Below are 13,228 nucleotides of genomic sequence, written 5' to 3' on the forward strand. Positions count from 1 at the left end.
CAGGCGCTTTTGATGCAGATATGTTTCAGGCGGAAACGCCAGCCACACTATTTCATTAGCTGATAGGTGATAAAGGCGGCCACATACGCCAGTCCGCTCATGTAAAGCAGTTGCGCCAGCGGCCACATCCAGCTTTTGGTTTCGCGTCGCACTACGGCCAGCGTACTTACGCATTGCATAGCAAAGGCATAGAAAATCAGCAGCGAGAAAGCACGCGCCGGCGTGAAAAACGGTTTGCCGTCGGCGTCTTTCTCCGACATCAGCTTATTTTTGATTGTGCTCACGTTCTCTTCCTCGCCTATGCTATAAATGGTAGACATAGTGCCCACAAACACCTCGCGGGCAGCAAAAGAGGTAAGCAAGGCTATACCTATTTTCCAATCATAACCCAGTGGACGAATGGCTGGCTCGATGGCATGGCCGAACTTACCCGCATAGGATGACTCCAGTTGCGCAGCCGCAACAAGGTTTTCGGTTTGCTCCTCAGTGTAGCCTTTTGCTGCCGCCTCTGTGTTGGCACGCTCCTCGGCCCTCTCAAAGCTATCGCCGGGACCGTACGAGGCCAGCACCCAAAGTATGATAGAAACCGCCACGATGATCTTGCCGGCCTCCAGCACAAAGGTCTTCGATTTCTCGAAGATAGTCAGGCCTACGTTTTTCCAACGGGGCATTTTGTATACAGGAAACTCCATGATGAAGTAGCTGCGCTCCCGGGCCTTGAGCAGCACCTTGAGCAGCAGCGCCGAGAAAATGGCCGACAGGAACCCGAGCAGGTATAGCCCCATCAGCACAATGCCCTGCAAATTCAGGAAACCAAAGTAGTATACCTCCGGCACCACCAGCGCAATCAGTACAGTATAGACAGGTATGCGGGCCGAGCAGCTCATGAGCGGCGTCACGAAGATGGTGATCATCCGGTCTTTCCAGTTCTCGATGGTACGGGCCGACATAACCGCCGGCACAGCACAGGCCACGCCAGAGATCAAGGGCACCACGCTTTTGCCGTTAAGCCCGAACTTGCGCATGATCTTGTCCATCATGAACGTCACGCGGGCCATATAGCCGGTCTCTTCGAGTATGGCGATAAAGGCAAAGAGAAGCGCGATCTGCGGTATAAAGATCAGCACGCCACCCAAACCGGCGATCACGCCTTCGGTCAGCAGGTTGATGAGCGGACCGCTGAAATTTGCCTGGATCAGGGTATTTAGGTTGGCTATACCTTCGTCGATCAGGTCCATGGGGTAGCTGGCCCAGGCAAACACTGCCTGAAACACCAGGAACAACAGCGCCAGAAAGATCAGGTAACCGAATACTTTGTGTGTCAGGATCTGGTCGAGTCGGTTACTGAATTTTTCCTCCTCTTTCACCTTCTCGACACGTACCACATCGAGCAGCAGTTCGTTTATGCGGAGGTAGCGGGCAATGGTCTCGTTGGCCTGCACAGTGTTCGACTTGAAGTCAATCGAATGCAGCAACTCTTCCAGCCATACCTTGTCTTCTTCAGCAATAAATCGCAGGCTCTTGTATTGGTGCGCATAGTGCAGTGCCAGGTAATCGTTGCGGAGGCCAAAGCGCTCCCTGATCTGGCTTACAACAACTTCAAGCTCTTCCGGTATATCAAAGAAAGCCGCCTTAGCTGGGGCCAGCTGTTGCGATGTCACGATTTTGAGGGCTGCTATACCTACGCCTTTACGGGCATTCATCGGGATAACCGGCACGCCCAGTTCACGCTGCAGCGCTTCGATATCGATCTTCACCCCTTCGGTTTCGGCCACGTCCATCATGTTGAGGGCGAGCACGGCAGGTATACGCAGATCGGCCAGCTGTGTGAACAGCAACAGATTGCGCTTTAGGTTAGACGCGTCGGCCGTTACGATCACAAGGTCGGGGTAATGCTTGGAGTCCGGATCGTAGAGCAGATCGATGATCACGCGCTCGTCCAGCGACTTGGGGTATAAGCTATAGGTACCAGGCAGGTCGATGATCTGCGCCTTGAGGCTAGGGGTAAGCTGGCTGATGCCCGTCTTCTTGTCGACGGTAACACCCGGAAAGTTGCCGACTTTCTGGTTAAGGCCGGTTAGTTGGTTAAAAAGGGACGTTTTGCCCGAGTTGGGATTGCCAATCAAAGCAATTCTGGCCACTGGCTGATGGACAGGTGCTTGCTTGGCCTCTGGCGCTTCCGCCTGTATGGTTACAGCCATGTGATAATTATCTCTTCAGCAGAATGGTTTCGGCTTCGTCTAAACGGAGGGAGAGCGTATAATCATTCACGATGATAGTGATAGGATCTCCGAGCGGTGCTTTGCTGTTCAGTTTGATCTCCGTACCGGGTATGCACCCCATCTCGAGCAGCTTCAGGGCCATTTCAGGGTCTCGGAGGCAGCAAATCTCTCCCCGCTCCCCGATTTTCATGTCGCGTACACTCTTCTGTACCTGTGGTTCTTCTGTCCTGTTACGCACCGCTACCTTCCTTTTATTTAGACTGCTTATAAACAACCGCAAGTTACAAGCTGTTCCCCTCTTAAGCAAAAGATTAAGTCGATTTGAAAATTTGGAGATTTGGAGATGAGGGGGATTTGGAGATTTGAAGATGTGAGAAATGCACGGCTGACTTCAGCGCCGTTTCATTTGCTAGTCCTAGGCGAGGGCAGGGTTCTATAGGTATCGCCTCAGTGGTGAGGATGTTTTGCAAGACCGGGTCAAACCGTCCTTGCCCTTCATTGTCCAAGGCGGGGAATCTGTTGCTACCAACTCATAGATGGAAGCCCTGTAGTCACAGTTACGCACCACCGTCACGCATTGAAAGGGTAACTCGCACGCTGACTACGCAGGTATAGCCTAAGCCCGGTGCATAACCGACGATTTTGTGTTGGGGGTAGGGGCCCTAGATAAGAGCGTTCAGCGAGTTTAAAATCGTCTTGATTTTTTTGTCCCGAAAGCTTTCGGGAGCCCGCCCGGCCAGGGCAAGCTATGAAACAGTACAAGTTGCTCTAGGAATTGCTTCCGCTACGCCAGGTGCGCTATAACATCAGCTTTTACCCCCAATTCCTATATCAATAAAAATTATTCCGAAAAGAAGATACGCTTGACACGGGCGCTCACATTCGTAAGCAACTCATACGGAATGGTGCCGATGCGCCGGGCCAGCTCTACCAACGTCAGCTGAGGGCCGAACACAACAACTTCGTCACCAGCTTTGGCAGGTATACCGGTCACGTCGACCATACACATATCCATACACACATTGCCGATGATGGGGGCACGCCGGCCGTTGATGATTACCTCGCCTCCGCCGTTGCTGAAGCGGCGATCGTAACCGTCGGCGTAGCCAATGGCGATGGTGGCGATGGTCTTATCGGTGTCGGCTATACCTTTGCGGCTGTAACCAACCGTTTCGCCCTGCCGGATGCGTTTGATCTGCGAGATGGTGGTTTTGAGTGTACTCACCGGCTGCAGGGCTTCCTGTTGAGAACCGGTGGCCTCTACCCCATACAAACCTATACCTAATCGCACCATGTCCAGGTGGTGTTCCGGGAAACGCACAATGCCGGCAGAGTTGAGGATATGCTTGATGAACGTATACCCGAGCCGGGCCTCTGCTTCTTCGGCCAGTTTTGAGAAGGTAGCCAGCTGCATGTTCGTAAAATCATCGTGCAAGGCCTCATCGGCTCCGGCCAGGTGGCTAAAGGCACTTGCTACCCGCACCTGTGGGTGCTGACGAAGCAAGGCAAACAACTCCTCAAAATCCTCGCCTGTGAAACCCAGCCGGTGCATGCCCGTGTCGAGTTTGAGGTGGATCTTGTGCGAAACTCCTGCCTGGGCCGTTGCCAGAAAATCATGTAATTGCTCCAATGAATAAATCTCAGGCTCCAGGTTGTATTGCCGTAGCTTGGCAAAACTGTCCGGCGATGGGTTCATGACCATAACAGGCAGCGTGATACCGTGCTCCCGCAGGCTCACACCCTCGTCCACATAGGCCACGGCCAGGTAGTCCACCCGGTGGAATTGCAATAGGTTGGCCACTTCGAAGCTGCCGCTGCCATAGGCATAGGCTTTCACCATCACCATCAGTTTAGTGCCCGAAGCCAGTTTGGAGCGGTAGTAGTTCAGGTTATGCACCAAGGCATCCAGGTTCACTTCCAGCACTGTGCCGTGTACCTTCTGCTGAAAAGCGTGCACGATCTTCTCAAACCCGAACACACGGGCTCCTTTCAGCAGGATCAGCTCGTTGCGGAACTGGTCCGGACTGAACTGCTGCAGAAAATCGCCAGTGCTGACAAAGAATGTGGAGTCGCCCTCAAACTTAGCGGCGTGCGCCTGAATGGTCGGCCCTATACCGATCAGCCGCTCTACACCGTGGGCCTGGGTAAGGGTGGCAACTTTGGCATATAGCTTCTCTTCTGCCATACCCGATTCGAGCAAGTCTGACAAAATGAGGGTGCGCCGGCCCCGCCCTAGCTGACTTGCCAACAGATCGAGTGCGATGGAAAGTCCGGCGAGGTCGTTGTTGTAGGTATCGTCGATGAGGTAACAACCGTTGATGGCCTCTTTCATTTCGAGGCGCATGGCTACCGGTTGCAGGCGATCCATCCGATCCTGGATATCAGTCAGCGGCAAGCCCCGGTACAGCAGCACGGCCAGGCAGTGAAGCGTATTCTCTACAGAGGCCTCGTCGGTGAAAGGTATAGCCAGGCTGTGCTGTTCTCCCCGGAAGGTATAGCCTACGATGGTTTTGTGACCGGATACGGTACTGGACACGATGGTAACATCCGCTGCCTGCTTGCGGGACCAGGTGAAGGCTGGAATCCCTTTGGCCTGCGCCGCTTCGTGTATCAAGGTATGGTCCCGGCAATAGAAGAGCAAGTCCACCTGGCTGAAAAGCTGCAGCTTCTCCGCCGTTTTTTGCTCGTGGCTGGCAAAGCCCTGGTCGTGAGCACTGCCGATGTTGGTAAAAACACCAAGGGTCGGCTGAATGATTTTCTGAAGATTCGCCATCTCGCCCGGCTGCGACACACCTGCCTCGAATATGCCAAAGATATGGTGCTCGTCGAGTTGCCACACCGAGAGCGGCACCCCGATCTGCGAGTTATAGCTCCGGGGGCTTTTCACGACCATCTCATCGGGACTCAGCAACTGGGCCAGCCACTCTTTTACAATGGTTTTGCCGTTGCTGCCCGTTATACCCAGCACCGGTATCCGGAACTGCGCCCGATGCCAGGCCGCTATTGCCTGCAAGGCGATCAAGCTGTCTTTTACCTGCAGGATGTTGGCCTCCGGGTACAGCGCTGCCAGGCCGGTAGCCTCTTCCACCACAAACTGCCGCACCCCCAAGCCGTAAAGCTGCCCCAGGTACAGATGTCCGTCGTTGTGCTTGCCCCGGATCGCAAAAAAAAGCGTGCCCGCCGGCTGCGAGAGCTTCCGGCTGTCGGTGAGCAGGTGCACAACCGGCCTGTCCTGAACCAGTCGCCCCTCGGTGCTGCCTGTAATAGGAAAAAGCTGCTGAAACGTGAGCATATTCGTTGTTATTAAAGGCTTCAAATATACTATTTCCTTTCGGGTATAAACCAAGCCTATAACCCGACTCCCAAAATCGGGATGGCATACCGAGTGCAGTTAGGGAGGCAGTTAACCATGACCACTGCCCAACTGAGCCTAAGATTGCTGAAATCCTACAAACTCCTTAACTTTTGAAACCCACAATATAGCGGCTTGTTAGTCCAGAAAAGTATACCTTTGCGCTCTTTTATTTTGAAATGGAACCGACAAACACCAAACCATACTATGCGGCAGGTATAGCGGCCTTCGTGATCTGGGGCTTTATACCTTTCCCGCTCAAGGCGCTGGCCGATTACCCGAGCGGGCAAATCCTGTTTTTCCGGGTGGCGCTGTCGGTGGGTCTTTTACTCACCATCTCACTGCTGTTCAGGCGCAAGAACCTGCTGCTGACGCTGGCAGAGGTCAGAGCTTCTAAGCCAAAAGAGATCCGTAAATTTTTGCTCTATACCTTCCTGGGCGGTTCGCTGCTGACCATCAACTGGCTGGCTTTCATCTATGTGATCAACCACATCAACATCCAGACCGGCTCGTTTTCTTACCTCCTCTGCCCGATCCTGACGGCGGTGCTGGGCTTTGCGCTGCTCAAGGAAGAGCTTCGGGCGAACCAGTGGGTGGCCATCGGGCTGAGTGCGCTGAGCTGCGTGCTGATCGGCACCGGCGAACTGACCAGCCTGCTGTTCAGTTTGCTAATCGCGTTGAGCTATGCCTTTTACCTGATTACCCAGCGCATTCTTAAGGTATACGACAAAATCGTGCTGCTCACGTTGCAGCTTCTGCTCTCGCTCCTGTTCATCGCCCCGTTTTACGGGCAGTTGAAAGGAGGCGCTACAGTAGAACTGGACACGCACTTCTTTCTGATGACAGGTATACTGAGCGCTCTGTTCACAGTGTTGCCGCTGTTCCTGAACCTCTATGCCCTCAAGGAGCTCACGTCGGGCACAATCGGCATCCTGATGTACATCAACCCGATTCTCAACTTCGTGGTGGCTTTCCTTTATTTTAACGAAGAGACAACTGTCGTAAAAGTGGTGGCGTATGCGCTGATTTTTATCTCGGTGATCATCTACAACATCAACCTGAAAGGGCGTAAAAAGACGGGTGCTGGCATGGTGATTCCTCCGGTGGGGACAACAGCCGTCGTAAAATAGCATACCCGCTAAACAGAGAGAGGCCATACCTGCTATGCGTACAGGTATGGCCTCTTTCCGTTTCAGTCTTTAGCGGTTACTGCCCAGTCTGTCCTCCCTCCACACGGCGCCCCTGCGGAGTGCGGGGTCTCGGGCGTTGGTTAGGATTTTCCTCCAGCTGTCGCTGGCGGTCTAGCTCTACTTTTGCGCGTGCCACCGAGTCCACATTAGGTGGAATATTCCCGAATCGGTCGGCCTGCTCGCCTGTCTCGGCGGTGCGGCCTATTGGTGCGGGGCGCGGCTTGTTCAGGTTCTGTGTGGATTTGCTCCTCTCGGTTATGGCCTCTGATGTACTGGTATCGTCTGTTGGGTTCGATTTAGGTCTCTCACCGCAGCTTACTGCTATTGTTGCCACAAAGGCAGCGGCAAGACCGGTTTTTAGTATATGTTTCAGGTTTTGCATGGTCGTGTTTAAAATGATTTGACATCCCTGCTTTCTAACGTCCATCACGGATGTTAGGTTGTAGAACAGCCCTCCACCGCATTAGAGGCCTATTAATCCCAAGCCAAATATTAAAACCCTAGTCCGATCCGTATTCCGGAACGCACTTTCTGCCGCTCCTGAAACGAGGTCACAAAATCGACGCGCAGCACTTTGAAAATATGCTCTATACCTAAGCCAAGCTCCGCATAGTTATCCGACTCCTGGGTGTTCAGGTAGTGCAAACTCACTACCTCCTGCCATTTGAGGCGGCGGAAGAGCGGTATTTTATTGAACAGGAACCCGTTGAAATGGTGCTCATAATGCCCTTCGAGGTAACGGTTATTGGTGCTGTAGCGGTAGTAATCGAGCAGTTGGAAGCCGGTGTACACACCCGCAAATACGGTGCGGTTACCGTTGAAATGGCGGTAGTCCATCAGACGCATGCCTTCCTTGCCCCAGAAGGTGCCACCCGTGAAACTGTATTCGCTACTACCCAACAGACCCAGGCTGAAATCGTCTGAAATGCGGAACGCCATGGTGGTATACTTCACATCGCCGCCCAGCGCTTTTATACCTCCCCGGTAACCCAGCGAGAAAGTCGGCCAGCGGGAGCCGATGTTAATTTTGCGGTCGGGCCGGGAGATGTAGTTCATGCCTGGCCGGAAGCTTACCGTGAAAGCAGCCGTCAGGGCTTGGTGCGGTTCAAAGGAGGCATCGACCAGCTCGGCATTCGCGGGTACGTTGGAGGTAAACCCGCCGCTGTCGCTTTCCCGGAAGGCATAGTCCGTGGCGTTCTGCAGGGGCATGCGGTGCGCGTAATCCAGTGAGGTGAGTATGGCCACGCCGTTCAGCAGCTCCGACCGGTACGTGACCCGGGCATAGTCGCGCTGGTAGAGCTTGAGGTAATTGCGCTCCATGAAAAGGGTATAGATCGTATTGGCGAAAGGCGCGATCGGCTCGGTAGAGTTGATCTGGTCTACAAAGCGGCCGCCCTCTACCGTAGCTGTACTCCGTTTGATCGGATTGTAGGTATAGCTCAGGCGCAGTTTGGCGTTCAGCTTCTCGTTGGCAAAGCCGTAGCGTATGGTAGGCTCTATCTCGTAGCGCCGGCGGTCTTCGAAATCCTGCCGGAACTGTATGCCTACGTTGGCCACCACGCCTTCTACTGTGTTGTACTGCAGCAGGCTGGGCCCTCCCCTCAAACTCAGCAGCGGATCGAAGTTATAGGACCTTCGCTCATAAGTGTTGGAATAGGTATAGCCCCGCATAAAGAAATTCCCGAAAGTCGGTTTGTTCCGGATGCGGTCTACGGAGTCTTTGTACACCTTCGATTCCCGGATCACCTCCAGGCTGTCCTTGCGCTGGTAGTCAACCTGCTCTTCTTTCGTAAGCGGCACCGGCCTGATCTCGGCCCAGTAGGCTGAGTCGCGGGTGTTGGCTTCCTTCTCCACCACCAGCACCTCGCGGCTGAAAAGTTTCTCGTCGTGAATGGCCGGCTGCTCCGCCGGTGTGGCTTCTTTTGGCTTCACCACCCGCACACGCTGCCGTCTGGCGGGCTTCACCTCTGCCCTGGCATCAGTGGCAACCAACTCGGGCTCGGGCTCTACGATGGCTGGCGGACGGCTGTAGGCCGGCTGTACCTTATACCTGGAGTACACGCCCGTAGCGTAGCCTCCACCCTTAAAGCCAAGTCCTGATGCCTCAAATGTGAACCGCTGCGAAACCGGCATCCATACCTCGTCCTGCACCGGGGCGTATACCTGCCTCACCCTGATAAAATCCACGAAATCTATACCGGCGCTTTTGGTGAGTGTGAGGTCTGTGCTGTGGATGCGCCAGCTCCCATCCACAATGTAGATATTCCCTTTGAACACAGGATCGTTCGTCCGCCGGGGAATGACCTTGATTTTGTTGATGGTGCGGCCATTCTCCTGGAAAGTACCCAAGTACTCGAAGCGATAAAAAAACAGCGCATTGTTGGCCAGCGGCGATACGAAACCCCGCTCACTCAGCCCTTCTACCTTGAGCAGGTTGTCATAAAAGCTGATGTTCATCTCGGAGGCCTGGTTGAAACTGAAACTCTGCTTCTTGCCGCTCACCTTAGAGGAAATCATGCGCTCACTGATCTTGTTGGGCTTCTTGAAGTGCAGATCCGACACCGACTCCGACAGGTACACAATGCCCGTGTCCACGTCCACCACCCGCACACCGAGCACTTTGCCGGGCACTTTGTCCATGCGGGCCACGCTTTTCATGTATACCCGGGCGCTCCAGGCGTTTACCTCGTCGCGGTGGTATTTGCGCAGCCGGATGGCATTGCGCATAATGCCGTAAGCCGGGTCTTCGTCCGAGGCTTTTACCACGACCTCTTTCAGGTTGAGCACCTCCGGCACCAGCTGCACGTTCAGTTCCTGCACCGCCTCCCCGATCATAACGGTTTCGATTCTGGCCCTGTAGCCCACATACTTGAATTCCAAGGTATAGGTACCGGCTGGCAGTTGCAGCTGGTAATGCCCCTGATCGTTGGAGGCGGTCCCACTGGCGGTTTCTTTGATATAGATGCTGGCAAAAGGCAGTCCCTGATTGTTTTCGTCGGTAATGCGCCCGCGCAATACACCGGCTGCGGCTATGGCGGGGATCAGGTATAGCAGGATGAGTAGATTAGCAAAGCGCATGCGCTGAAGAGTTAGGGTCTGTCCTGATGAGATTTACAATTTAAGAACTAACGATAAAACCCATCTATCTTATTTCTCTTTTTTCGATTTTAAGGAAACAGGCTATACCTGCCGGGCCGCCACTACCGGGGAAGTTTGGTTTGGTGGGCTTCGATTTCACGCTGTGAGAGGCGATTTTTATAGCGCACATTCAGGATAACGCCCACCAGCACCAGGGCCATTCCTACGTAGGTTGCCAGCTCAAAATGCTCGTCGAATAAAATAAAGCCCAGCGACAACGCATAGATGATTCCGATGTAATTGAGGTTGGCCACTTTCGAGATTTCCTCGGCCTGGTACGACATGGTCATGTAATACTGCCCCAGCTGCGTGAGCACACCCACCAGCAGCAGAATGCCCCAGTCCCAACCGTCCGGCTGCACCCAGTTGAAGATGGAGTAAATACCTGAAATCGGAAGTGCCACCAGCGGAAAATAAAACACAATCACCAGCGGATGCTCGCGTGTGTTAAGCCGCCGGATAAAATTGTAGGCGAAGCCCGAGAACACGGCACTCGCCACACCCATCCAGACATAAAAGGAATCTGCCGTGGCATCCATGCCCTCTATCACCAGAATACCGCCAAACGAGATCGCAAAAAAGACCCATTGCCAGGGTTTTACTTTCTCCTTCACGATAAAAATGCCCATAATCGTCGTGAAAATGGGCGACAGGTACTGTAGTGTAGCAGCCGTGGCCAAGGGTATATTCTGCAGTGTGTTAAAGAAGAGCATGAGTGCCATGGCCCCTGCCGCTCCCCGGGCGATCAATAAGCCATAATTGCTGCCCCACACGCTTACCCGCTTGCTCCGCAGCACCACAAAGCTCATCACCAGCGACACCACCGAGCGAAACAGAATCACCTCAATGGCAGGTATATGCGGCAGCATTTTCACGCACACATTCATGAGCGAGAAAAACAGCGTGGACAGCAACATGTACCTGACTCCTTTTGAAAACATATCCCGATTTTATCTTTGGAAGTACAAAGGTGCAGGTAATTAGGTTTAGTTGTGTGTTTAACTGCCGGATTATTAAATTGCTGATTGTTGAAAATACCGCAACTCTTGCAAGCCCGAACTTGTTTTAAACAGGAGCAACACGAACGATTTGGAACGACATAAGAAACAGAAAACCTATACCCCGAAAGAAGCCTTGATTAAGGCAGCGGCCTACTGTGCCTACCAGGAACGCACCCAGCAGGAAGTGCGCACCAAGCTCTATACCTACGGCCTGGAACCCGACGATGTAGAAGAGATCATTGTGCGCCTTGGGCAGGAGAAAATGCTGGACGAGGAACGCTACGCACAAGCCTACGTGCGCGGCAAGTACGGACTAAAGAAATGGGGCCGGCGCAAGATCACACAGGGCCTCAAAGCGAAAGGTATCTCGGACTACTGCATCAAACAAGGCATGAAGGAGATTGACTTTGAGGTATACGAACAGAACCTGCTGCAGCTCCTTGAGAAAAAGAACGCTACCGAAAAAGAAAAGAACCCCTTCGCCCGCCGCCAAAAACTCACCTATTTCCTCATGAGCAAAGGCTACGAAAGCGATTTGGTGCAGGAAGCGGTGAAAAAGTTAGAAAGTTGAGAAGTTAGAAAGTTTGGGAGTTATGAGTTCAGGTTGGTTTCGTAGGGATAGGTCGCGACCTGTCCCTACAAGTGGAAAAAACGATCAACGAATAACGATCAACGTCTCTTTGGCATTTCCGGGTTCTGGATGCGGCGCTGCGGCACCAGCACCACTTTGCGGCCAGTTATCTCTTCCAGCATGGGCTTCAGCACTTTCTCGGCGTTCACGGTTGTCTGGCGCAGTATCCCTGAGTTGATAGCCGCTTCCTTCACATTGTCCTCGGCATAACGGTAGCTTTCCTGCACCAGCTCCGCATCCTGGAAGTAGGTGTTTTCCTTTGAGAAGACTTTAGACTTGCTGTGGTCTATTTTGTAATAGCAAACCTCGGGCTCCGGCAGACTGATTTCCACCAGCGAATCTCCATAAAACCGGATATCCTGGGCAGTCAGCTTGGCAAAGTCCACGCAGCCAACCGCCTCGCCCGTCACGACCAGCACCACCTTTGAGTTGGGCACCCAGCGGGACACGTTCTTTTCATACTCCACCACATCCTTAAAATTATAGCGCACCAATTCCATCCGTCCCAGTTCTTCGACCGTGGTCAGGATGGTATTGTGGTTCACGATAACTTCCGGTTGTTTCTCGTCAGGGCCGAAGGTGTCTTTCACCTGCCGCCAGACGTACCAGCCAACCAATAGCAGTAGGAGGAGGGGCAGCAAGCGGAATAAAAATCGGATGAGTGGCATCGGGTCAAATATAGGGGTTTGTATCTATTATTGTCTACACAGCAATTTTGGTGCGAAAGTTCAATATATACCTATACCTCAACTCCCAACCGTTCTCTGAAACCCGCATTGCCTTGCAAGCCGCCGGTATGAATAGCAACGAGGCGACTGCCTTGCGGAAAATAGCCTTTTTGGATCATGTCGATCAGGCCATAGAACATTTTACCTGTATAAATGGGCTCAAGAGGCATGTTGTGCTGCTGCTGAAATTCACGCATGAACTCCAGGAGTTCCGGTTTTACTTTAGCGTAGCCCCCGAAGTGGTAGTCGGTGATGAGCTGCCAGTTGTCGTAGTGCTGTCCGTTATACCTGTCGATCAGTTGCGTAATCTCCTCCTTTAGGAATTCGCCGCCTTTCAAGGCAGGGAAACCCAATACCTGCTTATTGCCTTCCAGTCCGGCGATGATACCCGCTATCGTGCCGCCCGTGCCGCAGGCGCAGCAGATATAGTCGTAGTCAATCGGGATGTCTGCCACAATTTCGGTGCAGCCCTTCACGGCCAGGCTGTTGGTACCGCCTTCCGGTATAAGGTAAGGATTGCCGAACTGCTCAGCCAGTTGCGTCAGGTATAGCAAGTCGGACTTCTGGCGGTAGGCTTCGCGGGAGATGTAATGTAGTGCCATACCTACTGAGGCGGCAAATGAAAGCGTGGGATTGAGCGGCAGATGTTTCTCTCCCCGAATAATGCCGGTAGTCCGGAAGCCAAACTCCTGCCCAGCCGCGGCCACTGCAGCTATGTGGTTAGAATAAGCGCCACCGAAAGTCAGGAGGGTGCTCTTTTGCTGCCGCCTGGCCTCCTCGAGGTTATATTTGAGTTTGCGCCACTTATTGCCGGAGATGGCAGGGTGCAGCAAATCTTCCCGCTTCACCCAAAGCGCTATACCTTGGTTCTCCCAAAGGGGATTGTGCAACTGCTGCAGTGGTGCTTCCATAATAGCGGTAAAACAAAGGCCCCGGCTACAGAACCGGGGCCTCAGCCTTTTGTAA

The 13,228-nt window shown here is 53.3% G+C and carries 10 protein-coding genes; 2 read left to right on the forward strand and 8 right to left on the reverse strand.

Translation table 11 applies throughout. The features are described 5' to 3' along the window. Positions 1–47: 47 nt before the first annotated feature. The 3 genes from feoB to H9Q13_RS15635 all read right to left on the reverse strand — a co-directional run bounded on the left by feoB (position 48) and on the right by H9Q13_RS15635 (position 5,514). Complete coding sequence (gene feoB, locus H9Q13_RS15625) at positions 48–2,201, reverse strand: ferrous iron transport protein B (RefSeq protein ID WP_191184741.1); 2,154 nt, start codon at positions 2,199–2,201, stop codon at positions 48–50. Positions 2,202–2,208: 7 nt separating this feature from the next. Further along, on the reverse strand, positions 2,209–2,460 hold the full coding sequence (locus H9Q13_RS15630) for a FeoA family protein (RefSeq protein ID WP_317173910.1): 252 nt from the start codon (positions 2,458–2,460) through the stop codon (positions 2,209–2,211). Positions 2,461–3,063: 603 nt separating this feature from the next. Continuing rightward, positions 3,064–5,514 carry a bifunctional UDP-N-acetylmuramoyl-tripeptide:D-alanyl-D-alanine ligase/alanine racemase gene (locus H9Q13_RS15635; protein ID WP_191184742.1) on the reverse strand — a complete coding sequence of 817 codons (2,451 nt, stop codon included), beginning with the start codon at positions 5,512–5,514 and terminating at the stop codon, positions 3,064–3,066. Positions 5,515–5,753: 239 nt separating this feature from the next. On the opposite strand from H9Q13_RS15635, the gene H9Q13_RS15640 reads away from it, so the two are divergent. Then, positions 5,754–6,704, forward strand: coding sequence for an EamA family transporter (locus tag H9Q13_RS15640; RefSeq protein WP_191184743.1), 951 nt, complete (start codon positions 5,754–5,756; stop codon positions 6,702–6,704). Between the two features lie 76 nt (positions 6,705–6,780). Here H9Q13_RS15640 and H9Q13_RS15645 read toward each other — a convergent pair whose 3' ends face one another. The 3 genes from H9Q13_RS15645 to H9Q13_RS15655 form a co-directional block, all read right to left on the reverse strand. Then, positions 6,781–7,146, reverse strand: coding sequence for a hypothetical protein (locus H9Q13_RS15645; RefSeq protein ID WP_191184744.1), 366 nt, complete (start codon positions 7,144–7,146; stop codon positions 6,781–6,783). Between the two features lie 110 nt (positions 7,147–7,256). Further along, positions 7,257–9,842 (reverse strand): DUF5686 and carboxypeptidase regulatory-like domain-containing protein, encoded by a 2,586-nt coding sequence (locus H9Q13_RS15650; protein ID WP_191184745.1) that lies wholly within the window; start codon positions 9,840–9,842, stop codon positions 7,257–7,259. A 122-nt stretch (positions 9,843–9,964) separates the two neighbouring features. Beyond that, entirely contained in the window at positions 9,965–10,843 is an 879-nt protein-coding gene (locus tag H9Q13_RS15655) for a DMT family transporter (RefSeq protein ID WP_191184746.1), read from the reverse strand. A 148-nt stretch (positions 10,844–10,991) separates the two neighbouring features. On the opposite strand from H9Q13_RS15655, the gene H9Q13_RS15660 reads away from it, so the two are divergent. Continuing rightward, on the forward strand, positions 10,992–11,474 hold the full coding sequence (locus tag H9Q13_RS15660) for a regulatory protein RecX (protein ID WP_191184747.1): 483 nt from the start codon (positions 10,992–10,994) through the stop codon (positions 11,472–11,474). Positions 11,475–11,572: 98 nt separating this feature from the next. Here H9Q13_RS15660 and H9Q13_RS15665 read toward each other — a convergent pair whose 3' ends face one another. Then, entirely contained in the window at positions 11,573–12,202 is a 630-nt protein-coding gene (locus H9Q13_RS15665) for a DUF4230 domain-containing protein (protein WP_191184748.1), read from the reverse strand. A 71-nt stretch (positions 12,203–12,273) separates the two neighbouring features. Then, complete coding sequence (locus tag H9Q13_RS15670) at positions 12,274–13,173, reverse strand: 1-aminocyclopropane-1-carboxylate deaminase/D-cysteine desulfhydrase (protein WP_191184749.1); 900 nt, start codon at positions 13,171–13,173, stop codon at positions 12,274–12,276. Between the last annotated feature and the right edge of the window lie 55 nt (positions 13,174–13,228).

The sequence above is a fragment of the Pontibacter aquaedesilientis genome (assembly GCF_014773225.1).
Classification (GTDB): domain Bacteria; phylum Bacteroidota; class Bacteroidia; order Cytophagales; family Hymenobacteraceae; genus Pontibacter; species Pontibacter aquaedesilientis.